The sequence below is a fragment of the Aeromonas sp. 600479 genome (assembly GCF_049175515.1).
Taxonomy (GTDB): domain Bacteria; phylum Pseudomonadota; class Gammaproteobacteria; order Enterobacterales; family Aeromonadaceae; genus Aeromonas; species Aeromonas veronii_A.
Genome location: NZ_JAAKVF010000007.1, coordinates 24,098 through 47,439 on the forward strand (window position 1 = coordinate 24,098; position 23,342 = coordinate 47,439).

Below are 23,342 nucleotides of genomic sequence, written 5' to 3' on the forward strand. Positions count from 1 at the left end.
TACTACTCGTTAATATTGCATTTGAAATAATATATAGAGCTGAGTTTGTCCCCATTCAGGTCAGTTACAGCAGCTTACTAACCTATGTACTGCCTCAAGTAATATACTACCTATTGTTGATCACCATTTTTTTAGTTATGGCATATAGATATGGTTTTTTCATATGGCCAGATGATAGAAATGCAATAAATAGACAGCATACAATCAATATCCCCATGTGCTTCTTGTTGACTATTTTTATAGTATGCCCATCTGCCATGCGAAATGGAATTATTGAAGCATCACCCTATCTGCATGTTTGCAGTCTTATTGGTAGCGGACTTACCTCTATCTATCTTGTAAGAATTTTCACTATCAAGTTCAACAAGACAATTAATAATATATAGCTTTTTATTGCCAACACAGTCACGAAAAATAAGTTCGTTTATTTCGATCTCTTGTTCTTGAGCCACAATTATTTGATAAGCGACCGCAAGATATTCTGACATTTTAAATCATAAATTCCCCCTGAAAATAAAAATCCTCACCCGAGGGTGAGGATTGATTTATCGGTACAACCATCTGGTGGCTTATTGTGCCAGCAGGTGACCGACCAGCTCATGACGCCACCCTTGCAGCAGCATCGGCTTGTCGCTGCGGGCCCGCTCTTCATCGTTCATCCGCCAGCTCCAGGTGAAATACTGGTGAATGATCTTCTTGCTGGCAATCAGCTCGGGCGGAATATTGCTCGCCTTGGCCTTCTCTTCCACCATGGCTTTGATGCGCTTGAGCTCGGCCTTGTACTGGGGGAAGTCGACCAGCCGACGAATGGGCTCGGGCCAGCTGTCAGGATCGCCCTGCTGGGCGCGGGCGACGATATCGAGCATCCGCTTGCCGTGGATCTTGATCTCGATGGGCGAGAGGCCGAGCTCGTTGAGATCTCGCAGGGAGGCAGGACGACGCTCCGCCACCTTGAACAAATGCAGCTCTTTCACCACAAAGTTAAGGGCCAGATCCCGGCGCACCGCCTCTTGCTGGCGCCAGGCGGCCAGCTCGCGCAGAATGGCGAGCTCGCGGCGACCCAGTTGCCAGGCATTGACGATGTCAAGATATGCCTGACGGGGATCGCTGCCCTGGGTCTTGCGGGCGGAGTGATTTTGGCACTCCTGCTCGAACCAGGCAAACTTGCCGCTTTCCCGTAGTTTGGCCATCACTTTCTCGTAGAGCGGCATCAGGTAGAAGACATCCGCCGCCGCGTATTCGAGTTGACGTGGCGTAAGCGGGCGGGCCAGCCAATCGGTTCGCGCCTGATCTTTTTCCAGCTCGACCCCGAGGAATTCATTCACCAGCGCACCAAAGCCGACCGAGACGCCGTAACCGAGAAAGGCGGTAGCCAGCTGGGTATCGTGCATCTGGTTGGGCAGGTGGCCAGCCTGATGCTGGATAAGCTCCAGATCTTCGCCAGAGGCGTGCAGGATGGCGATCTGCCCTTCCCTGCCCAGTCGCTGCCAGAGGGTGGAGAGATCCAGGGTCAGCGGATCCAGCAGCGCCAGATGCTCGCCGTCATAGATCTGGAACAGGCCAAGCTGGGGGTAGTAGGTACGGGTGCGAACGAATTCAGTATCGATAGCCAGGGGAACGTCGGCCAGAGAAGCGAGATACTGCTCAAGTTCGTCTTGCTGAGTGATAAGTTGATAGTGCATCTGTGCCTGCGCGGTTGATCAGGGCCAAAAAGAAAAAACCGTGGGATGACCCACGGTTTTGCATAACGACGGTGCTGGTTTGCAGAGGCTTCTGCAGCCGCAGTCCGGTTATTGCTTGGCAATCTCCTCGTCGCGCAGTACGCGGCGCAGGATCTTGCCCACATTGGTCTTGGGAAGTTCGTCACGAAATTCTACCAGTTTCGGCACCTTATAGGCAGTCAGATGTTTGCGGCAGTGGGCAATAATCTCGTCCTCATGCAATTTTGCATCTTTCTTGACCACAAAGATCTTCACCAGCTCACCGGAGACCTTGTGCGGCACACCCACGGCGGCCACTTCCAGCACTTTCGGGTGCAGGGCAACGACATCTTCGATCTCGTTCGGATAGACGTTGAAACCGGAGACCAGGATCATGTCCTTCTTGCGGTCAACGATCTTGAAGAAGCCCTGCTCGTCGCACACCGCGATATCACCGGTACAGAGCCAGCCATCCTGCATCACTTCGGCAGTGGCCTCTGGGCGCTGCCAGTAGCCCACCATCACCTGCGGGCCGCGCACCTGCATTTCGCCGGGGGTGCCGAGGGCGTGGATCACCTGACCGTTGTCATCTACCAGACGGATCTCGGTAGAGCAGACCGGCAGACCGATGGAACCGTTGTAATCGGTCAGATCGTAGGGGCAGACGCTCACCAGTGGCGAACACTCAGTCAGGCCATAGCCTTCCAGCAGCGGGGTATCGGTCAGCGTCTTCCACTTCTCCGCGACCGCTCGCTGCACCGCCATGCCGCCGCCGATGGTGAGCTTGAGCTTGTCAAAGGCGATCCCCTGAAACTCTTCGTTGTTGACCAGCGCATTGAACAGGGTGTTAACCCCGGTAATGCAGGTGAAGGGATACTTCTTGATCTCTTTGACAAAACCCGGGATGTCGCGCGGGTTGCTGATCAGCAGGTTGTAACCGCCGATACGCATAAAGAGCAGGCAGTTCACGGTCAGGGCAAAGACGTGGTAGAGCGGCAGCGCAGTGACCACGAACTCCTTGCCACGCTCCAGCATGGGGCCGTAGACGCCGAGGCATTGCTCGACGTTGGCAATCATATTGCGATGAGTCAGCATGGCCCCTTTGGAGAGGCCGGTGGTGCCACCGGTGTACTGCAGGAAGGCGAGATCGTCGTTGGTGATCTCCGGCTTGATGTACTGCAGGAAACGCCCCTTGGAGAGGGCCTGACGCATGGTGGTGGCGTGGGGCAGATTGTATTTCGGCACCAGCTTCTTGACGTACTTGACCACGAAGTTGACCAGGGTGCCCTTGGCCAGCCCCAGGTTGTCCCCCATCCGGGTCAGAATAACGTGCTTGATCGGGGTGTCGTAGACCACCTTCTCCAGGGTGTGGGCAAAGTTGGAGACGATAACGATGGCCTTGGCACCGGAGTCTTTGAGCTGGTGCTCCAGCTCACGCGGGGTATAGAGCGGGTTGACGTTGACCACTATCATGCCGGCGCGCAGGATGCCGAACACGGCGATGGGATATTGCAGCAGGTTAGGCATCATCACCGCAACCCGATCCCCTTTCTCCAGCTTCAGCTCGTTTTGCAGGTAGGCAGCAAAGGCGCGGGACTGCTCTTCCAGCCGGCGGTAGGTGATGGTTTGGCCCATGTTGACGAAGGCGGGCTGATCGGCAAACTGGGTCACCGAGGATTCGAACATCTCGACCAGGGAGCTGTATTGGTCTGGATTGATCTCGGCGGGGACCCCTTCCGGATAACGTTTCAGCCAGACTTTTTCCACAAACTTCTCCTGCATAACTAGCACCTGTGCGCTCACTGTGTTGCCTCCGTCCCGGTTCACATCCATTTTAATCGGTTGTTTTAAGCTGATGCTCTAATGCCGCACATATTTACACAGCGCAACATCAATTAACAGCAAATTAACAACAGAAAAATGTGAGGGAGAAAACAAACCTGGAATTATTGAAAGCTGGCGATTCTACCGAACTTGACAAAACTTTACGATACAAACGGCCGTATCAACCGAATTTTCCATATGAAAATGGTGGTTTCCACCCAATATGACCCGCTCGATCTGCTGGAAGGCTTCCTGACGGGCCTGCCATTGGGCTTCCAGCGCAGCAAAGCCCTGCTCCCCCTGAATCAACAGCACAGGACAGCGGATAGCCGCCATCAATTCCCGGGCCTGCCCTTCGCTCATTCTAAGGGGCGAAAGATCCCGCAAGCGGGGGTCGCTGCGCCAGTGCCAGCGCCCTGCCCTCATCTCAAGCTGCCGCTCACAGATAAGACGCGCCGACTGCGGCGTGATATTCGCCACTTTGCAACGAGCAGCCACGGCTTCATCGATGGAGGCAAAGCCGTTGGCACTGCGCTCCCGGGTGCGACTGCGGTTTAAAATCGCACGTCGCAGCTGGGCAGGTACCTCCTCATCGGGCTGGCTCAGCGGCCCCAGCCCCTCCAGCATGATCAACCGCTCCACCTGTTCGGGGAACACCCCGGCATAGGCGGAGGCGATCAGCGCCCCGAGGGAGTGACCGAGCAGGGTGAAACGCGACCAGCCCGCCGCCTGCACGATCTGGTAGAGATCGTCCAGCCAGTCGACAAAGACATAAGGGGTGGTTTTGTGATCGGAGTGACCATGTCCCGGCAGATCGACACAGATGAGGTGAAAATCCCCCAGATGGGGCGCCAGCGGCAAGAAGCTGGCACTGTTGTCGAGCCAGCCGTGCAGGGCAATCAGTAGGGGTTTGCCCTGCTGAGCCTGATCCGCGAGTTGATTCTCAAGCAGGGCCACCTGCCGACCATCAGCCAAGGTGAGCAGACGTTCGTGCAGAGTGCTTTTGATGCTGTTGATCATGGCAAGCCTTAGCGACGCAGCGGCCGTCTCGGCCAGAAGGGATCATAGAAGGGGTCGTAGAAGTAGGGGTCCATATAGCGCACCTCCACCTCCTTGACTGGCGGCCACAGCTTGCTGCCCGTCACATTGAGCACCGAAAAGCGGTACTTGTGCTCGCCAATCTGGCTATCAACCGGTTTGCCTATGGTGCCAAGCACTGTCAGGCTACGCCCCTTGGCGTAGAGGGTCGGGTCGACAAATCCCTTCATGATGGCCAGAAAGCGACCCGGGCTCTGCTCGGTCTGCTCCGGCACACCGTTGGACTTGAGCGGCAAGTAGACCACTTCAATGACGCTCTGATCCGCCTTGTTGTGCACCGCCGAGATAACGCCGCTCCAGCGGGCCGGTTTGCCCTCCATTCCGCCAAGGGCGGGCTGATAGGCCACCAGTTGGTTTTCTGGCTCATAGGCCAGCTCTTTGGGGACCGAGCTGCAGGCCCCGAGCAGCAGAGCCAGCGCCCCGACCACCATCCCGCGTTTCATCATGTCGCTTCTGGTATTACGCATCATGTCACTCTCCTGTTGCCAGCGTGGCCCGTCGGGCCATCCGCTTGTGTTGCAGCTGATGAGCGGCAAGAGCGACATGCTGTCAGTGCTCCTGCCCTTATTCGCGACCCGGCAGTTTTTTCCAGGTCACCTTGTCACGCAAATAGACCGGAGTTGCTTGTTCAACCGGCACCGCCTCCCCCGCCAGCCAGGCGGCGCGGGCCAGCGGCAACATGTCTTCTGCCGCCGGGAAACGCACCTGGCTCACCGCCAGCTCATCGGCCAGACCACTCAGGGTCTCGCCATAGGTTTCAAAACCGGTGCCGACGCAGGTCACAGGGCCCGCCAGCTTGCCACGGACGTCAACCAGCGCCGCGGGCTCGCTCACCACCTCGTCACCCACCAGTTGCATGCGGCCATCAATGAGCTCATAACGGCCGAAATAGACCTCGTTCATCCGCGCATCGATAGCGGTCAGCACCTGCTGGGCGCCATCCAGTCGATAGGCGCCTTGCGCCATGGCGGCCAGGGTCGAGATGCCGATCAGCGGCACACCCGCACCAAACGCCAGACCTTGCGCCACACTGATGCCGATCCGCACGCCAGTAAAGGAGCCCGGGCCGCGACCGAACGCAATGGCATCGAGGTCACTCAAACTTATCCCGGCATCCTCTAACACAGCCTGAACCATGGGCAGGATTTTTCGGGTGTGATCCCGTGGCGCCTCCTCCCAGCGGGAGAACAGCTTGTCACCCACCAGCAAGGCGGCGGAGCAGGCTTCGGTGGCGGTATCTACGGCCAGGATCTTCAACTCATTCATGCTTTCCAATCTCTATAAAATCAGTCAATTACATAACCGGCAAGCGAGATATGCTCACCCGTTGTTCAAATCTGTTATCTGGCGGCACACTTATTCACCGCGTTCAGTGCGATCGAAAAAACTCCCCAGCGTTCCCAACTCCCGGGTGCGAGGGATGGCGGGCAGACTCTTGATAAAGGTGGCACCGTAAGGTTTGTTGACCATGCGTGGATCACAGATCACCAGCACCCCGTGATCACTGCGATCACGAATAAGCCGCCCCACCCCCTGCTTAAGGGCAATCACCGCCTTGGGCAACTGCAGCTCGGCGAAGGGATCCCCCCCCTTGAGCTTGCAATCATCCACCCGCGCCTTGAGCAGCGGATCATCGGGGCTGGCAAACGGCAGCTTGTCGATGATAACACACGACAACGCCGCCCCTCGCACGTCGATCCCCTCCCAGAAGCTGCTAGTTGCCACCAGCACGGCGCGGCCATTCTCGACAAACTCCTTGAGCAACCGCTGCTTGTTGTCCTCCCCCTGCAACAAGACGGTGCGGCCAATCTCCCGGCGCAGCACCTCGGCTACCTGACGCATCACCTGATGGCTGGTGCAGAGGAAGAAACAGCCACCCGGCGTCTTGTTGATCAGCGGGATCATCAGATTGGCCAGCTGCTCGCCACGGCCAAAGGCATTGGGCTCCGGCAGATAACGGGGCACACAGAGCCGCGCCTGCTCGCCATAGTCGAACGGGCTGTCGAGAATAAGCTCAGCACTGCCCGCCAGCCCCAGCTCGGCCTTGAAGTGATCAAAACGCATATCCACCGTCAGGGTGGCGGAGGTGAAGACCCAGGCCACTTCCGGTCTTTGCACCTCGGCACTGAATCGCTCGGCCACCGAGAGCGGCGTCAGATTAAGGGTAAAGTGCAGCCGCGAGCAGTCATACCAGTAGGAGAAACCGGTCTGGTTAACCGCCAGCACCTCCCCCAGGCGGGTACGCAGCTCGCTTATACGTTCGAAGGCATGATCCAGCTGCTCACCCCGCCCGAGCGCCAGTTTCAGTACCTCGTAGCAGAGCCCGATGGCGTCGTTAAGACGAGCCAAGGCCTGACCCCAGAGTGGTTGGCGCAGCATGTCGCGGGTATTGCCGCGACCGCCATCCACCCCGAAGGCGAGACGCAAGTCCTGACTGGCGATAGCGAGCCGGTCCGCCGCCTTGCCGAGCTGGGCCATGTCGTGGGCCTCTGCCCGATAGGCCAGCTGGATATCCTGCGCCAGATCCTGAATCGTTCGGCTACCCACCGACTTGCCGAAGTAGTTGGTGGCGATCTCCGGCAGCTGGTGCGCCTCGTCAAAGACATAGACTTGCGCTTCGGGCACCAACTCACCAAATCCGGTGTCTTTCACCGCCATATCGGCGAAGAAGAGGTGGTGGTTGATAACCACCACCTGGGCATCCATGGCGCGGCGTCGGGCCACCACCAGATGGCAATCGTCGTAATAGGGGCAGTCGCGACCGAGGCAGTTGTCGTTGGTGCTGGTGACGTGGGCGAGGATCTCGGCGTTCTCCTGCAATCCCGGAATATCCCCCACATCGCCGTTATCGGTGGCGGTAGACCAGGATTTGACCTTCACCAGATCGTTCAGGATCTCAGGCTTTTGCAGATGGGATTCGCTCAAGAGCCGGTTCATCCGCTCGATGCAGAGATAGTTGCTGCGCCCCTTGAGCAAGGCCACCGGCGGGGTGTAGGAGAGCGCTCCTGTGATGGTCGGGAGATCCCGATAGAAGAGCTGCTCCTGCAGGTTCTTGGAGCCGGTGCTGATCACCACCCGTTTGCCGGATTCCAGCGCTGGCACCAGATAGCCGTAAGTCTTGCCGGTACCAGTCCCCGCCTCCACCAGCAGACGGCCACCACTTTTGATGGCGCGCGCGACCGCTTCGGCCATCTCCAGTTGGGGAGCGCGGGCTTTGAAACCGTCGATATGGCTGGCCAGAGGGCCATCTGGCTTGAACAGGGTCTGGATGGTCAAAAGGGCGTCCCGCAGCAAAAGCGGCCATTATGCCAAAAGCGCGGCAAAAGCGGGACAGATAATCTGCCTAGACGAACAGATCGATCTGATGCTCGGGATCCGGCTTGTGATCGCCTTCCTCCGCCTTGGGCTGATCACGTTTGGCGGGCGTGTTATACGCCTGCTGGCGCTTCTGGGAGTCACTGTTATCAGTGCTGGTCTTGCGCAGCTGGTGCTTTTTGCTGATCTGGTTCACTTCCCGCTTGATCTCTTCGCTGCCGGGCGCGGCAGGCGCCCGGGGCAAAATGGGGAACAACAGGTCCTGGCTGGGCATGATGGCGACTCCTGCAGGGGTTATTGTCTAGTTATCGACCAGAAAACCGTTTTCGCCACTTTAATCGATCAAATCACAATTTCGGGTTGCATTTTCTGTCAAGGCAGGTAGTTTAAATCAGGCGTCAATTACGACATCTTATTTTGTAAAGGATTGATTACATGAAGTTCACCACCCTGAAGACTCATCACCACCATCATCATCCCGAATAGTCTTTCAGGAGGTTGACTGCTGGAAGACACGTTACTGGTGACTTCCAAAAGGACCGCAAGATTCATAAACCCTCGGAAGCACCCACTTCCGAGGGTTTTTTCGTTTTTGACTAGAAGGAAATCGAGCAATGGAAACACAACGCCTGCGTATCGCCATGCAAAAGTCCGGTCGTCTGAGCCAGGACTCCCAGGCCCTGTTCAAGAGCTGTGGCCTCAAGATCAACCTGCGCGAGCAGCGCCTTATCGCCCATGTCGAAAACATGCCCATCGATATCCTGCGGGTGCGTGATGACGACATCCCGGGTCTGGTGATGGAAGGGGTGGTCGACCTTGGCATCATCGGCGAAAACGTGCTGGAAGAGGTGCAGCTTATTCGTGCCTCCCAAGGCCTGCCCTTCGAGGTCAAAACCCTCAAGCAGCTGGACTTTGGTGGCTGCCGCCTTTCGCTGGCGGTGCCGGAAGATGTGAACTACACAGGGCCTGCGAGCCTTGCCGGCAAGCGCATCGCCACCTCCTACCCTGGGCTGCTCAAGCGCTTCTTTGACGAAAAGGGGCTCGGCTTCAAGAGCGTGATGCTGGGCGGCTCGGTGGAAGTGGCACCCCGTGCGGGTCTGGCCGATGCCATCTGCGATCTGGTTTCCACTGGCGCAACGCTGGAGGCTAACGGCCTGAAAGAGGTGGAGGTGATCTACCGCTCCAAGGCGGTGCTGGTTCAGGCCCCCAACCCCTTGTCCGATGCCAAGCAGAAGCTCATCGACAAACTGCTGCCCCGCATTCAGGGGATGCAGCAGGCCCGCGAGAGCAAGTACATCATGCTGCACGCCCCCAAAGACAAGCTCGATGCCATCACCGATCTGCTGCCGGGTGCCGAGCGCCCCACCATCATGCAACTGGCCGGTGACACCAATCAGGTGGCCCTGCACGTCGTCTCCAGCGAGACCCTGTTCTGGGAGACCATGGAGCAGCTCAAGGCCCTCGGTGCCAGCTCCATTCTGGTGCTGCCCATCGAAAAAATGATGGAATAAGGAAGGGATATCATGCAGACCCTGATCTGGAAGACCCTCTCCCCCGCCCAGCAGGCCGACGTGCTGACCCGACCGGCCCTCAATGACGAGGCCGATATCGGCGCCGTGGTCAAAGAGATCATCGCAGCGGTACGCAGCCGTGGCGATGAGGCCCTGCGCGAGCTCAGCCTGCGCTTCGAGCGCGCCCCCCGTGAGCGGTTGCGCGTCAGCGAAGATGAGATTGAAGCTGCCTGCGCGCGGCTGGATGACGACATCAAAAGCGCCATCGAAGCGGCGATTGCCAATATTCGCACCTTCCACGCCGCCCAAGTGCAGCCTGTGGTACGGGTGGAAACCCAGCCCGGGGTGGTGTGCGAGCTGCGTACCCAGCCCATCAGCCGGGTCGGCCTCTATGTGCCGGGTGGCAGCGCGCCGCTCCCCTCCACCGTGATGATGCTGGCTATTCCGGCGGCTATCGCAGGTTGCCGTGAAGTGGTGCTCTGCACCCCGTCTCCGGCCAGCGACGAGATCCTGTTTACCGCCCGCGCCTGCGGCGTCGAGAAGGTGTTCGCCATCGGCGGCGCCCAGGCCATCGCCGCCATGGCTTACGGCACCGAGAGCATTCCCAAGGTGGACAAGATCTTCGGCCCGGGCAACGCCTATGTGACCGAAGCCAAGGGGCAGGTATCCCGCGACTGGCGCGGCGCCGCCATCGACATGCCCGCCGGCCCCTCCGAGGTGCTGGTGATTGCCGACGAGAGCGCCAACCCCGCCTTCGTGGCGGCGGATCTGCTCTCCCAGGCCGAGCATGGCCCCGACAGTCAGGTGGTGCTGGTCACCACTTCGCCACTGCTGGCCGATGCCATCGCAGGGGAAATCAAGAGCCAGCTGGCCAAGTTGAGCCGCCGGGATATCGCCGCCCAGGCGCTCGGCAGCAGTCTGGTGATCCTCTGCGATGATCTGGCCGAGGCCTGTGCCATCTCCAACGCGTACGCGCCGGAGCACCTGATTGTGCAGACCCGAGCCCCGCGCGATCTGCTGGATAAACTCGAGAACGCCGGTTCCATCTTCCTGGGAGCATGGACACCGGAATCAGTCGGCGATTACGCCAGCGGCACCAATCACACCCTGCCAACTTATGGCTATGCCCGTACCTGCTCCAGCCTTGGCCTTGCGGATTATCAGCGCCGCTACACGGTGCAGGAGCTGAGCGCCGAAGGTATTCGCGGCCTTGGCCCTATCGTCGAGCGCATCGCCCAGGCCGAAGGGCTCGATGGCCACAAAAATGCCGTGACGCTGAGATTGAACGCCCTGGCCGCCGCGCCCCAACCAGCAGCACAGCAGAAGGATTTGTCATGAGCATTGCCAATCTGGCGCGCCGCGTGGTGCGGGCCCTCACCCCTTATCAATCGGCCCGCCGCATCGGCGGCAAGGGCCACGTCTGGCTCAACGCCAACGAGGCACCGCAGGCCTATCCCTTCACCATCGAGGGGAGCCGCCTCAACCGCTACCCCGAGTGCCAACCGGCCGAGGTGGTGAACGGCTATGCCGCCTACGCCGGGGTCAATCCCGATCAGGTGCTGGTGAGCCGCGGCGCCGACGAGGCCATCGAGCTGCTTATTCGCACCTTCTGCGAAGCGGGTGAAGATCAGATCCTCATCTGTCCGCCCACCTACGGCATGTACGCCATCAGCGCCGAGACCTGTGGCGTCGGCATCGTCGAACAGCCGCTCACCGCCAGCCGCCAGCCGGACTGGCCCGCCATCGCCGATCGCCTCAGTGACGTGAAACTGGTGTTTCTCTGCTCCCCCAACAACCCCACCGGGGATCTGGTGGGTCGCGATGGACTTATTGCCCTGCTGGAGAAGGCGCGAGATCGCGCCATCGTGGTGGTGGACGAGGCCTATATCGAGTTCTGCCCCGAGGCGTCCGTAGTGGACCTGCTGGCCCGCTTCCCCAATCTGGTGGTGACCCGCACCCTCTCCAAGGCTTTTGCCCTGGCGGGGATCCGCTGCGGCTTTACGCTGGCAAGCCCCGAGGTGATCGCCATGCTGGCCAAGGTGATCGCCCCCTACCCCATCCCCGAGCCCATCGCCCAGATCGCGGCGCAGGCCCTCTCCCCCATGGGGCTGGAGTTGATGCAGGAGCGAGTGATAGAGCTCAACAAGCAAAAAGCCGCCTTCAAGGCAGAGCTGGCAACGCTTGCCTGCGTGAATGAAGTATTCGAGGACAAGGGCAACTTCGTGCTGGTGCGCTTTGTTGATGGCGCCGCCGTCTTTGCCGCCATGAAGGCCGCTGGCATCATACTGCGGGATTTCTCGACCAAACCCGGCTTGGATAACAGCATTCGCGTCACCGTCGGCTATCAGGGCGAGATGGATGCCGTGCTGGCGGTATTGCGTGATCTGCCCTCTCCCACTTTGTAAGACAAGGATGTAGCGATGAAGACCCCGTTTTTGTTTATCGACCGCGACGGCACCCTGATTGAAGAGCCGGTGACCGACAAGCAGGTAGATAGCCTCGCCAAACTGCGCTTCGAGCCCATGGTCATTCCGGTGCTGCGCGAGTTGCAGGCCGCAGGCTACGTGCTGGTGATGGTGACCAATCAGGATGGGCTGGGCACCGCCAGCCTGCCGCTGGAGAACTTCCAGCCACCCCACGACCTGATGATGCACCTCTTTGAATCGCAAGGGGTGAAGTGGGAGCAGGTGCTGATCTGCCCCCACTTCCCCACCGACGGCTGCAGCTGCCGCAAGCCCCACCTCGGGCTGGTGAAGGAGTATCTCGCCTCCGGTCGCATCGACTTTGCCAACTCCTTCGTGATTGGCGATCGCCAGACCGATCTGCAACTCGCCGAGAATATGGGCATTGGCGGTATTCGCTACCACCCGCAGGATCACAACTGGCTCGCCATCCGTGATCAGCTGTTGTCCAAGGGCCGCACTGCCTCGGTGGAGCGCAACACCAAGGAGACCTGCATTCAGGTTGCGGTGGATTTGGACAAGAGCGGCGGCAACCAGATCGCCACCGGCATCGGCTTCTTTGATCACATGCTGGATCAAATTGCCACCCACGCCGGTTTCCAGCTCAAGCTGAACGTCAGCGGCGATCTGCATATCGACGATCACCACACGGTAGAGGATGTGGGGCTGGCGCTGGGTCAGGCGCTGCGTCAAGCCCTTGGCAACAAGCGCGGTATCGGCCGTTTCGGCTTTGTGCTGGCGATGGATGAGGTGCAAGCGGTGATCGATGCGCGCCCGCTGACCGAGCAGGAGGTGAGCACAGCGCTGGACTTGAGCGGTCGCCCCTACTTCGTGTTTGACTGCCCGAGCGGCTTTGGCCGTGACAACGTGGGCGAGATGGCCACCGAGATGGTGCCCCACTTCTTCCGCTCGCTGTCGGACGCCATGGCCATCACCCTGCAAATGAAGGTGGGCAGCGGCAACACCCACCATCAGGTGGAGGCGCTGTTCAAAGGCTTTGGCCGCGCCCTGCGTCAGGCCATTCGGGTGGAAGGGAGCGAGCTTCCCTCCAGCAAGGGAGTGCTGTGATGGATGTGAGCAAGCAGAAGCTGGTCATTATCGATACCGGCTGCGCGAATCTGGCCTCGGTCAGAATGGCGTTCGAACGCCTTGATGTGCAGCCGCTGGTCTCCAGCCTGGCAGCCGATATCGAGCAGGCGGACAAGCTGATCCTGCCCGGTGTCGGCACCGCGGTGGCCGCCATGAAAAACCTCAACGAGCGCGGACTGGTGCCCCTTATTCGCGCCGCCAAGCAGCCGCTGCTGGGCTTTTGCCTCGGTATGCAGATGCTCGCTGAGGCCTCCGAAGAGAGCATGGGTACGGATGACTCGTCAGAGCAGCTTATCGACTGCCTTGGCATAGTGCCGGGCAAGATCCGGCTGATGGAGGTCGGTAATCTGCGGCTACCCCATATGGGCTGGAACCAGATTGAGCATGACGAGACCCATCCTCTGCTCAAGGGGGTCCCGAGCGGCAGCTACTTCTACTTCGTGCACTCCTATGCGCTGGAGGTGACCGAAGCGACGCTGGCGACCTGCGACTACGGCCAGCCGTTTACCGCCATCGTCGGTGGGGTTGCAGAGCACAGCAACTTCTTCGGCGCCCAATTCCACCCGGAGCGCTCAGGCGCAGCCGGTGCCCGTTTGCTGCAAAATTTTCTGGAGCTGTGACTAGCATGATCATTCCCGCAATTGACCTTATCAACGGTCAGGTAGTTCGCCTCTATCAGGGGGACTACGACCAGAAGACCGAATACAGCAGCAGCCCGCAGGCCCGCTTCGATGAATATGTCTCCCAGGGGGCGGTGCAGCTCCATCTGGTGGATCTGGACGGTGCCAAGGATGCCAAGGCGCGCCAGCTGCCCCTGCTGACCCAACTGCTGTCAGCCACCGAAGCGCCGGTGCAAGTTGGCGGCGGCGTGCGCACCGAACAGGATGTGGCGGATCTGCTGGCCGCCGGCGCCAGCCGGGTGGTGATTGGCTCCACCGCCGTCAAATCCCCGGCTCTGGTAGCCAGCTGGATGGAGAAATACGGCCCCGATCAGATCGTGCTGGCGCTGGACGTCAATATCGATGAGCAGGGCAATCGCCATATCGCGGTAGCAGGCTGGCAGGAGAACAGCGGCGTAACCATCGAGGCACTGATCGAGCGCTTCCTTCCCGCCGGGCTCAAGCATGTGCTCTGCACCGACATCAGCCGTGACGGCACCCTGGCTGGCACCAACGTCGAGCTCTATCGGGATCTCTGCGCCCGCTACCCAAGCGTCGCCTTTCAGGCCTCCGGCGGCATTGGCGGCATCGCGGATATCGAGGCACTCAAGGGTTCCGGCGTCAAGGGGATCATCCTTGGCCGCGCCCTGCTGGAGGGCAAGTTCTCGGTAGGTGACGCCATCGCCTGCTGGCAAGCCCCCGCTGCTGATACCAGAGGAGGCAACTGATGCTGGCAAGACGCATTATCCCCTGCCTCGACGTGAAAGATGGCGTGGTGGTCAAAGGGGTGCAGTTTCGCAACCACGAGGTGATGGGCGGCATAGTCGAGCTGGCGCGCCGCTACGCCGAAGAGGGCGCTGACGAGCTGGTGTTCTATGACATCACCGCCTCCAGCGATGCCCGGGTAGTGGACAAGAGCTGGGTGAGCCGGGTGGCGGAGGTGATCGATATCCCCTTCTGCGTCGCCGGTGGCATCAAAAGTGTCGAGGATGCCCGCCAGATCCTCGAATTTGGCGCCGACAAGGTCTCCATCAACTCTCCGGCGCTGGCCGACCCAACCCTCATCAGCCGACTGGCCGAGCGCTTTGGCGTGCAGTGCGTGGTGGTGGGCATTGACTCCTACTTCGACGCCGACACGGGCCACTATCAGGTCAAACAGTTTACCGGTGACGAGAGCCGCACCCGCACCACAGCCTGGCACACCCTCGATTGGGTGCAGGAGGTGCAAAAGCGCGGCGCGGGCGAAATCGTGCTGAACGTGATGAATCAGGACGGCATGCGCCAGGGTTATGATCTCGACCAGCTCAAGCTGGTTCGCAGCGTCTGCAAGGTACCGCTGATCGCCTCCGGCGGCGCCGGGGCCATGGCGCACTTTCGCGATGCCTTTACCCTCGCCGATGTGGACGGGGCGCTGGCCGCCTCTGTGTTCCACAAGGGCCTTATCCCCATTCCCGAATTGAAACGCTGGCTGAAAACCGAAGGAGTCGCCATCCGTGAATAACTTCTCAGATAACACACAAACAACCGCCAGCGCGCGCCCCCTTGCCGAGCGGCTCGACTGGGAAAAATGCGATGGCATGATCCCCGCCATCGTCCAGCACGCCGCCAGCGGCGAGGTGCTGATGCAGGGCTTTATGACCCGCGAGGCGCTGGAAAAAACCCTGGCTACCTGCCAGGTCACCTTCTTTAGCCGCAGCAAACAGCGGCTCTGGACCAAGGGTGAAAGCTCGGGCAATGTGCTTAACCTTGTGGCCATCAGCACCGACTGCGATCAGGACTCTCTGCTGATTGCCGCCAACCCCGTCGGCCCCACCTGCCACAAAGGGACAACCTCCTGCTTCCATGGTCACCCGCTGCCGCCCCTCGGTTTTCTAGCAGAGCTGGAGCAGGTGCTGGCCGCCCGCAAAGGGGCTGATCCGGCCACCAGCTACACCGCCAGCCTCTATGGCAAAGGGACCAAGCGCATCGCCCAGAAAGTCGGTGAGGAAGGTGTTGAAGTGGCGCTGGCCGCCATGGCCAAGGATCGGGAGGAGCTCATTAACGAATCCGCCGATCTGCTCTACCACCTGACCGTGCTGTTGCAAAACGAAGGGTTGGGATTACAGGATGTGGTACAGCGGCTTTATAAGCGGCATAATAAATAAACTGATAATAAAGCCGGGTTATCCCGGCTTTACTCATTTAAGATAAAAAGAACGCTCAACTAAAATTCTATATATAGACATATCATCCTCTAATTCCGACAAGATCATTCTTACCCAATCATTTTCTTGAAAACCATATTCACCTTCCTCCGTCAAAATATCAACCATGATTTTCCTAATATCAATCTCCCCATGATTAATAGAGCGCATCCAATGATATGAATTAATCAAAAAGTGATCAACATAGATATATCTTTTATCTGTAGCCCCTTTAGAGATATAATCGGGCTCAACATCAACACACTCAGCGTCAGTTATTATATAAGTATGTAATTTGGTTCCATACATGTTCATCTTCAGTTTAAATTCATCAACATCAAGTCTGAAATTTACAACATCACTGTAAAAGTTAGTATCGACCTCATTCAAAGAGATCAAGAAAAGTAACAGCGGAAGATTTAACTCTCTTTCATCTGAATAACTTAATAAGACTATTTTTAATCTATCCAACACAAGAGTAGTCAATCTCAGGTTTAGCGAGAAATGCTCAAACATCATCGTAACGAAATCAGTTAGTGAAGCGTTTTTCTTAAAACATGGCCATATGCCATCCATATTAACACTGAGTAATACAAGTTCATTTTCTATAAAATTCTTCAATGAATCTGAGTTTAAAATGAACCTTCTATGAAAAAATCTACTTAGGTAATGTTGAGCGTTAAACCCTTCTCCATATATGGCTTTAACTGAATGCTGCAACTGCTCGGTATCTGTTGCCAGCACAAATACCACCCTGGGAATATCAAAAATATGCTTGATAGTCTCCAGCATTTCCACAGCATAGGAAGGACGACAACGATCAAGCTCATCTATCAAAATAAATGCGGGATAGTCCAGTTCTCCTTCACTTAAACCAACAGCACCTTCCACCCATTGCCGGATCTCTTGTTTAAGATACTGGATAGATTCATAACGCTCTTTCTGATTATTGCATAAGGCATCGACCAGCAGATTGGCATCATCCCCTTCCAGAGAAAAATCATCTTCTTCCAATCCAGCCTTCTTGATTGCCGCTTTCAATGCCAGTTTGCCGCCCACTTTAAATAATCCAAGCAGCCGCTGACGCATCCCTTCTGGAATCGGGTTTTCTTTTCCCGCAATCATTTTTAACTGGTCGATAATCGACGAAATAACCGTCAATAAAGGATCGTCGGAAAAGTCCTGCTGCCAGGCATCGATATAGACGGTGGGATAGTACGCTTTCAGCTCCATATACCAGCGCTTGATAAACCAGGTTTTACCCGCCCCCCATTCGGCATTGAGGTTAAGCACATAGTTGCGCTGTTTGCCTTCGGCAGCGAGGTAGTTGGTCAGAAACTCGGCATAGCGGGCACGTTCCAGCCGATCGGCACTCAAGATCTCTTCGCAACCCGCAATGGCCCCCGGCCCGTCCCACTGAACTGCGTCATTCCAATTAAACGGTGCCACTACCATCTCGTATCTCTCCATATTGCGTTGCTGGAGATGATATCAGGGACACCGAGGAAATAGTTTGACTAAAGACCTGTTCGTTACCCTTTTTGCCACTCGGGGAGGTTTATTTAGCTGTTGTTCAACTTCTCTGTCGAGAGCCGATGATACGGGGTCGATACATGGTGGCAAGCTATCTCAACAACCATGGACTCAACTGATTTCCTTTGATTTGCTAAGAGGTTACAACCATGTGACATAACGCAGAACCTGCGGAAATAAATGAGAAATATGCCGTGAAGAGTGCTTAATTTAAAGCAGTTGATGCACGTTGGCCTCGCGTTCAGCCAACCCATCACAGCGACCCAAGGATGGCCAACTTCATGAAGGATGAACCCTTCTCCACCCGATTGCAGCACGAGCTGGATCACCTCAGATCCATCTTTAACGAGATGGGGGCTTACCTCTTTACCAAGGATCTGGATGGCCGTTATATCTATGCCAATCAGGCTGTGCTGGATCTCTTTGGTTGTACCCTGGCCGAACTGCAAGGCAAGGATGATCGCGCCTTTTTTGACCTCGACTTCTCGGAAGATCTGAGACGAAATGATCGTCAGGTGCTGGAGCAGCAGGTCGCCATCGCCCGGGAGGAGATCAACTACCTCAAACCCACGGGAGAGAAACGGGTCTACTGGAGCGTGAAAAAGCCGATGTACGACCGGGATGGCACGCTGATCGGTCTGTGCGGCATCTCCACCGATATCACGGAACACAAGCTGATTGAGGCCCGTATGGCCGAGCAGCATCAGTTGCTGGAGATCATCCTGGCCAACGTGGATGCCCATATCTATATGAAGGACAGCCAGCACCGCTTTCTCTACGTCAATCAGAAGGTGTGTGCCCTGCTCGGTTTACCCGCCGAACAGATCATCAACCGCAGCGATAATGAGCTGTTCTCCCCACACGGAGCCAACCAGCTGTGGCAGCTGGACAACCGGGTGTTCGAAACGGGTGAGCTGCAAGCCGGTGAAGAGTCACTGACCGATACCGAAGGCAAGCAACATTACTACTGGTCTGTCAAAGTCCCCTTCAAGCTGGCTGATGGTACCCCCACCCTGATCGGTATCTCCTCCGATATCACCGAGCTGCACCAGCTCAAGGAACAACTGCAATATCAATCGGTTCGTGACAGCCTCTCCGGACTTTATAACCGCCGTTTCTTCTTCGAGGTGTGCGAAAAGAACCTGAGTATGAACATGCGCCACCAGCTCACCTCGGTGCTGATAGTGCTGGATGTGGATCAGTTCAAATGCATCAACGATCGCTACGGTCACCCGCTGGGCGATCAGGCGCTGATCCATCTGGGCAGGGTGATGCAATCGGTGCTGCGCAGCGAAGATGTGCTGGCCCGCATCGGCGGTGACGAGTTTGCCATCTTGCTGCCCAACACCACCCTCTCGGCCGCCGCATCACTGGCCGAACGGCTGCGCAAGCAGGTGATGCAAAGCCCGCTACCCCTTGCTGATGGGGATGAGCTGGTTATCACCATCAGCGCCGGGCTGGTGGAAAATAGCAAGGGGGAGCAGATGGAGAGCCTCTACGCGCGCGCCGATCAGATGCTCTATCAGGCCAAACAGAGCGGCCGCAACTGCGTCGCGTGCAAGGCACGATAGCTGGCTGGCCAGTCAGGCACTCCCACTTCCCTTGCTGCATTTATCCCGACAGCTTAGTCATCCTATTGCACGCTGCTTTCACTCACGCTCGATTAGCACCTAACCCAGCTGTTTGCGCAGCACAAACTTTTGCACCTTGCCGGTGGAGGTCTTCGGCAGCGGGGTAAAGATGATCCGCTTAGGCGCCTTGAAGTGGGCCATCTGCTCCCGGCAAAAGGCGATCAGCTCCGCCTGGGTGGTCTCTCGCCCCTCTTTCAGTTTGACGAAGGCGCAGGGCACCTCCCCCCACTTCTCATCGGGCATGGCGATCACCGCCGCTTCGTCCACATCGGGATGGCGATAGAGCACATCTTCCACCTCCAGACTGGAGATATTCTCCCCACCGGAGATGATGATGTCCTTGGATCTGTCCTTGATCTCCACATAACCATCCGGGTGCCACACCGCCAGATCGCCACTGCGAAACCACCCCTCCGCCATCGCCTCGGCGCTGGCCGCCGGATTTTTCAGATACCCCTTCATCACCACATTACCGCGCAGCACTATCTCCCCCATGGTTTTGCCATCTTTGGCTACCGGCTCGCCACTGACCGGATTGATAACCCGCATCTCCCCCTGCAGAGGCGATGCAACCCCCTGCCGCGCCTTGAGGCGGGAGAGCGTGGTGGCATCCTGACCTTGCCAGCTTCTTTGCGGTTCGCACAACACGCAGGGGCCATACGTTTCGGTGAGGCCATAGACGTGGGTCACAGCGATCCCCATCGCTTCCATACCGGCGATCACGGTGGCGGGGGGCGCTGCGCCAGCGGTCATCACCTTGATGGGGTGATCCAGCCCCTGCTTGAGCGCCGGGTCGGCATTGTTGAGCATATTGAGCACGATGGGCGCCGCGCAGAAATGGCTCACCTTGTGCTCGTGCAGCGCCTCATAAATGGCGGCGGCCTGCACATGACGCAGGCAGACGCTCACCCCGGCGGTGGCCGCCAGGGTCCAGGGGAAGCACCAGCCGTTGCAGTGAAACATCGGCAAGGTCCAGAGATAGACGGGATGTTTGGGCAGCTCCCAGGAGAGCACATTGTTGATGGCGTTGAGGTGGGCACCGCGATGGTGATAGACCACCCCCTTGGGGTTGCCGGTGGTGCCGGAGGTGTAGTTAAGGGAGATCGCCTGCCACTCATCTTGTGGCAGCCAGCCGGGCTCATCGCCGTTACCAGTGGCAATAAAGGCCTCATAGTCGAGGTCACTGACAAGCGCCCCCTCCCGGTAGAGGGGATCGTCGATGGCGATGACCAGCGGTTGGCGCTCCAGCAGATCCAGTGCCTTGCGCACCACGGCGCCAAACTCCCTGTCCACCAGCACCACCTTGCTCTGGGCATGCTGAAAGATAAAAGCCATCGACTCAGCATCGAGCCGGGTATTGATGGTGTTGAGCACGGCGCCGCTCATGGGCACCCCGAAGTGCGCTTCAAACATCGCCGGGATATTGGGCGCAACGATGGAGACGGTATCCCCCTCCCCGATACCGCGAAGCCGCAGAGCCGAGGCCAACTGACGGCAACGGCGGGCGGTCTCGCCCCAGCTCTGGCGCAGCGGGCCGTGGATCAGCGCCGGATAGTCGGGATAGACCCGCTCCGCCCGCTCCAAAAAGCTGATGGGGGTCAGGGCCTCAAAATTGGCGGCAGTTTTGGCAAGGTCGCGCTCATAGATGTTCTGCACTGTCATCGGATTCCTTCCTCACAAGTGGCACAAAACGGGCAGTTTCGGGATGATTCAGAGATCAGCAAGCGACATGGGCATCCTGCCCGTCACTGGTCTCTTATGGGGATGACAGCCTAACAGCGAGCCTGCGGCGGCAGGTATTAGCAAAACGTCTTAGACAGGGGCAGCCTGCTGCCAACAGGGGTTCCCTGTTTTCGTTGCAAAAAATATTTCATTACGGGAAAGCGTGCTATTTTTTCACAGGCTGTTTTTGGCGAATAACGAAAAATGACGATAGTGGAATATTATTCCGCCAAAGCTGCTTTATATGTCATTCCATTCATCTCGGTGCACACTATTTTCATGGCATTTATTTAAGACAAGCCACGTTAAACGAAAGCTGAAATAGTTATTGCATAATGACTTTTATTTCATATCAGCTATTAGATCCATGACAAATAAATTCTGTGAGCCATCCCATAAAGCGAGCATGGCACCATGTTCATCCAGCCGCGCACGGGTTACGGTTACAACGTGAAACAATCTACCGGATGTTCAATATCAGGCCAGATTTCTCGCCAATCACTACGCAATCCACAGTGAGTTTGCGTACCTTGGATGTATGACGCAGAAACCCTATCGACCCGATATTCCGCCGAGCCCAAACCTGCTTTATCAAGGAGCATTTTATGTGTGCCGTGCCGAATACCACACCACGCAGACAATTTCCTACTGCATTTACCATTCTGTTTCTTATTATGTTGCTGGCCATTGCACTGACCTGGATAATTCCGGCGGGCGCCTATGCCAAACTCTCTTATAATCCAGCCAGTGAAAGCCTGATGGTCAATAGCCCACAGGGGGAAATAAGCCGACTTCCCGCAACCCAGGATGCCCTGGCAAAACTCAATATCAATATTGCGGTAGAGCAATTTACCAACGGCACCATCCGCAAGCCCATCGCCATTCCCGGCACCTATGCACGGCTGGAGCAAGCGCCCAAGGGGCTCGGTGACGTGGCAGTCAGCATGGTCAAGGGCACCATAGAGGGGGCGGATATCATCGTCTTTATTCTGGTGCTCGGGGGGCTGATCGGCGTCATCAACAAGACAGGCGCATTCAGTGCGGGGCTGGTCGCCCTCTCACACAAGACCCGGGGCAACGAGTTCCTGTTTGTGGCGCTGGTCTGCTTCGTGATGGCGCTGGGAGGCACCACCTGCGGACTGGAGGAAGAGGCGGTCGCCTTCTACCCCATACTGGTGCCCATCTTTCTGGCGCTCGGCTATGACTCCATCGTCTGCGTAGGGGCCATCTTCCTCGCCGCCTCCATGGGAACCACCTTCTCCACCATCAATCCCTTCTCGGTGGTGATCGCCTCCAATGCCGCCGGCATTCCCTTTACCGAGGGGCTGATCTTTCGCGCCATTGGCTGTCTGGTGGGCACCCTGGTGGTGATCGGTTATCTCTACTGGTACTGCAAGAAGATCAAGGCCAATCCAGCCTTCTCCTACACCTATGAGGACAGAGAGAGTTTTCGCGCCCGTTTTCTCAAAGAGGGCTCTATGGACGAAGGGGTGCCCTTCACCCTGCGCCGCAAGATCATTCTGACCCTGTTTATCCTCGCCTTCCCGCTGATGGTGTGGGGCGTATCCATGGCGGGTTGGTGGTTCCCGCAGATGGCGGCCTCCTTCCTGACCATCGCCATCATCATCATTTTTATCTCGGGCCTCAGAGAGAAAGAGGCGGTCGAAGCCTTCACCCAGGGCGCATCGGAGCTGGTGGCCGTTTCGCTCATCATCGGACTGGCGCGGGGGGTCAATCTGGTGCTGGATCAGGGGATGATCTCGGACACTATTCTGGCCTACGCCTCCGATCTGGTCTCCGGCATGCATGGCGCCGTGTTCGCGGTGGCGCAGATGCTGGTGTTCACCCTGCTGGGGCTGGTGGTGCCCTCCTCCTCGGGGCTTGCGGTGCTCTCCATGCCCATCATGGCGCCGCTGGCGGATACCGTTATGATCCCTCGCTATATCGTGGTGTCGGCCTACAACTGGGGGCAATACGCCATGCTGTTTTTGGCCCCCACCGGACTGGTGCTGGTCACTCTGCAGATGCTCGGCATCCAGTTCAACAAGTGGGTCAAGTTCGTGCTGCCCATGGTGGGCTTTGTGCTGGGATTTGGCGCCCTGATGCTAGTGGCGCAAGTGATGTTGGCCTGATGGGCCTGTGATACATGAGTGACAACACCCCGAGCCTGGCGCGGGGTGTTCTTTTGTCAGTCTTAGTGGCGCACCCGCCCCTGCTGGCGGAAGCAGTAGAGCTTGAGGCTGATGTCGGCGATATCGGCGGGAAGCTCCTCTCCCTGCTCGGCCAGGGGCCGGTAGAGGGATGAGAGCAGACGTTCGGCCTGCTGCACCGTGATGATGTTGGCCTGGATGGCCGGGGTGATCCAGCTGGGTAACATTGACATATCTCCCCCTCGTTGATCCGGTGCTCTCGGGTGAACGTCTTCATATCAGGTCTTACGCCGTTGTCTGCCGACCCGCTCACCCTCTGCTTCACCCAATCAAAGCAAAATGCTTGCCGTGATCTCTTATCGGCCAACATCCGATGGGGCTGGAGCCATTTATCAACCACTTGCGTGGCCATCTCAACGAACAGAGCCCTTGCTCAAGGCCTCCCTTGACCTGCCCCCGTCAGCA

The 23,342-nt window shown here is 57.7% G+C and carries 20 protein-coding genes and 1 other annotated feature; of the genes, 10 read left to right on the forward strand and 10 right to left on the reverse strand.

The window, feature by feature from the left end; all coding sequences use genetic code 11:
- Nucleotides 1–569: 569 nt before the first annotated feature.
- The 7 genes from rnd to G5149_RS09625 all read right to left on the reverse strand — a co-directional run bounded on the left by rnd (nucleotide 570) and on the right by G5149_RS09625 (nucleotide 8,211).
- Entirely contained in the window at nucleotides 570–1,682 is a 1,113-nt protein-coding gene (gene rnd, locus G5149_RS09595) for a ribonuclease D (RefSeq protein WP_421212343.1), read from the reverse strand.
- A gap of 108 nt (nucleotides 1,683–1,790) precedes the next feature.
- Nucleotides 1,791–3,467 (reverse strand): long-chain-fatty-acid--CoA ligase FadD, encoded by a 1,677-nt coding sequence (gene fadD / locus G5149_RS09600; protein ID WP_337072337.1) that lies wholly within the window; start codon nucleotides 3,465–3,467, stop codon nucleotides 1,791–1,793.
- Nucleotides 3,468–3,665: 198 nt separating this feature from the next.
- Nucleotides 3,666–4,544, reverse strand: coding sequence for an alpha/beta fold hydrolase (locus G5149_RS09605; protein WP_421212344.1), 879 nt, complete (start codon nucleotides 4,542–4,544; stop codon nucleotides 3,666–3,668).
- Between the two features lie 8 nt (nucleotides 4,545–4,552).
- A complete protein-coding gene (locus G5149_RS09610) occupies nucleotides 4,553–5,068 on the reverse strand; it encodes a Slp family lipoprotein (protein ID WP_041202708.1) in 516 nt (171 codons plus the stop codon).
- Between the two features lie 118 nt (nucleotides 5,069–5,186).
- On the reverse strand, nucleotides 5,187–5,888 hold the full coding sequence (tsaB, locus tag G5149_RS09615) for a tRNA (adenosine(37)-N6)-threonylcarbamoyltransferase complex dimerization subunit type 1 TsaB (RefSeq protein ID WP_180349466.1): 702 nt from the start codon (nucleotides 5,886–5,888) through the stop codon (nucleotides 5,187–5,189).
- Nucleotides 5,889–5,978: 90 nt separating this feature from the next.
- Nucleotides 5,979–7,898 carry an ATP-dependent DNA helicase gene (locus G5149_RS09620; RefSeq protein WP_421212345.1) on the reverse strand — a complete coding sequence of 640 codons (1,920 nt, stop codon included), beginning with the start codon at nucleotides 7,896–7,898 and terminating at the stop codon, nucleotides 5,979–5,981.
- 67 nt (nucleotides 7,899–7,965) lie between these two features.
- Nucleotides 7,966–8,211, reverse strand: a complete 246-nt coding sequence (locus G5149_RS09625) for a hypothetical protein (RefSeq protein WP_421212346.1) — start codon at nucleotides 8,209–8,211, stop codon at nucleotides 7,966–7,968.
- 187 nt (nucleotides 8,212–8,398) lie between these two features.
- Nucleotides 8,399–8,523, forward strand: a sequence feature (His leader region).
- Between the two features lie 28 nt (nucleotides 8,524–8,551).
- On the opposite strand from G5149_RS09625, the gene hisG reads away from it, so the two are divergent.
- From hisG to hisIE, 8 genes are read left to right on the forward strand one after another with little or no spacing between them, the layout of a single operon-like run.
- A complete protein-coding gene (hisG, locus tag G5149_RS09630; protein WP_005345626.1) occupies nucleotides 8,552–9,448 on the forward strand; it encodes an ATP phosphoribosyltransferase in 897 nt (298 codons plus the stop codon).
- 12 nt (nucleotides 9,449–9,460) lie between these two features.
- On the forward strand, nucleotides 9,461–10,786 hold the full coding sequence (gene hisD, locus G5149_RS09635) for a histidinol dehydrogenase (protein ID WP_421212347.1): 1,326 nt from the start codon (nucleotides 9,461–9,463) through the stop codon (nucleotides 10,784–10,786).
- Entirely contained in the window at nucleotides 10,783–11,853 is a 1,071-nt protein-coding gene (gene hisC / locus G5149_RS09640; RefSeq protein WP_216953612.1) for a histidinol-phosphate transaminase, read from the forward strand. Before hisD ends, hisC begins: the two co-directional genes overlap by 4 nt.
- Before the next feature lie 15 nt (nucleotides 11,854–11,868).
- Complete coding sequence (gene hisB, locus G5149_RS09645) at nucleotides 11,869–12,978, forward strand: bifunctional histidinol-phosphatase/imidazoleglycerol-phosphate dehydratase HisB (RefSeq protein WP_421212348.1); 1,110 nt, start codon at nucleotides 11,869–11,871, stop codon at nucleotides 12,976–12,978.
- Nucleotides 12,978–13,619 (forward strand): imidazole glycerol phosphate synthase subunit HisH, encoded by a 642-nt coding sequence (hisH, locus tag G5149_RS09650; RefSeq protein ID WP_216953614.1) that lies wholly within the window; start codon nucleotides 12,978–12,980, stop codon nucleotides 13,617–13,619. Before hisB ends, hisH begins: the two co-directional genes overlap by 1 nt.
- Before the next feature lie 5 nt (nucleotides 13,620–13,624).
- A complete protein-coding gene (hisA, locus tag G5149_RS09655) occupies nucleotides 13,625–14,386 on the forward strand; it encodes a 1-(5-phosphoribosyl)-5-[(5-phosphoribosylamino)methylideneamino]imidazole-4-carboxamide isomerase (RefSeq protein ID WP_421212349.1) in 762 nt (253 codons plus the stop codon).
- On the forward strand, nucleotides 14,386–15,159 hold the full coding sequence (gene hisF, locus G5149_RS09660) for an imidazole glycerol phosphate synthase subunit HisF (RefSeq protein WP_005345639.1): 774 nt from the start codon (nucleotides 14,386–14,388) through the stop codon (nucleotides 15,157–15,159). The genes hisA and hisF overlap by 1 nt, the downstream gene beginning before the upstream one ends.
- Entirely contained in the window at nucleotides 15,152–15,802 is a 651-nt protein-coding gene (gene hisIE / locus G5149_RS09665; protein ID WP_421212350.1) for a bifunctional phosphoribosyl-AMP cyclohydrolase/phosphoribosyl-ATP diphosphatase HisIE, read from the forward strand. The genes hisF and hisIE overlap by 8 nt, the downstream gene beginning before the upstream one ends.
- 33 nt (nucleotides 15,803–15,835) lie before the next feature.
- On the opposite strand, the gene G5149_RS09670 is transcribed toward hisIE, so the two are convergent.
- Complete coding sequence (locus G5149_RS09670) at nucleotides 15,836–17,296, reverse strand: KAP family P-loop NTPase fold protein (protein ID WP_421212351.1); 1,461 nt, start codon at nucleotides 17,294–17,296, stop codon at nucleotides 15,836–15,838.
- Between the two features lie 359 nt (nucleotides 17,297–17,655).
- Here G5149_RS09670 and G5149_RS09675 point away from each other — a divergent pair, with 359 nt between their 5' ends.
- On the forward strand, nucleotides 17,656–18,945 hold the full coding sequence (locus G5149_RS09675; RefSeq protein ID WP_337072267.1) for a GGDEF domain-containing protein: 1,290 nt from the start codon (nucleotides 17,656–17,658) through the stop codon (nucleotides 18,943–18,945).
- A gap of 99 nt (nucleotides 18,946–19,044) precedes the next feature.
- Here G5149_RS09675 and G5149_RS09680 read toward each other — a convergent pair whose 3' ends face one another.
- Nucleotides 19,045–20,667: an acyl-CoA synthetase gene (locus G5149_RS09680; protein ID WP_421212352.1), complete on the reverse strand. Its 1,623-nt coding sequence runs from the start codon at nucleotides 20,665–20,667 to the stop codon at nucleotides 19,045–19,047.
- Between the two features lie 665 nt (nucleotides 20,668–21,332).
- On the opposite strand from G5149_RS09680, the gene G5149_RS09685 reads away from it, so the two are divergent.
- Nucleotides 21,333–22,859 carry a YfcC family protein gene (locus G5149_RS09685; RefSeq protein WP_421212353.1) on the forward strand — a complete coding sequence of 509 codons (1,527 nt, stop codon included), beginning with the start codon at nucleotides 21,333–21,335 and terminating at the stop codon, nucleotides 22,857–22,859.
- Nucleotides 22,860–22,921: 62 nt separating this feature from the next.
- Here G5149_RS09685 and G5149_RS09690 read toward each other — a convergent pair whose 3' ends face one another.
- Nucleotides 22,922–23,110, reverse strand: coding sequence for a hypothetical protein (locus tag G5149_RS09690; protein ID WP_005345660.1), 189 nt, complete (start codon nucleotides 23,108–23,110; stop codon nucleotides 22,922–22,924).
- Nucleotides 23,111–23,342 lie beyond the last annotated feature (232 nt).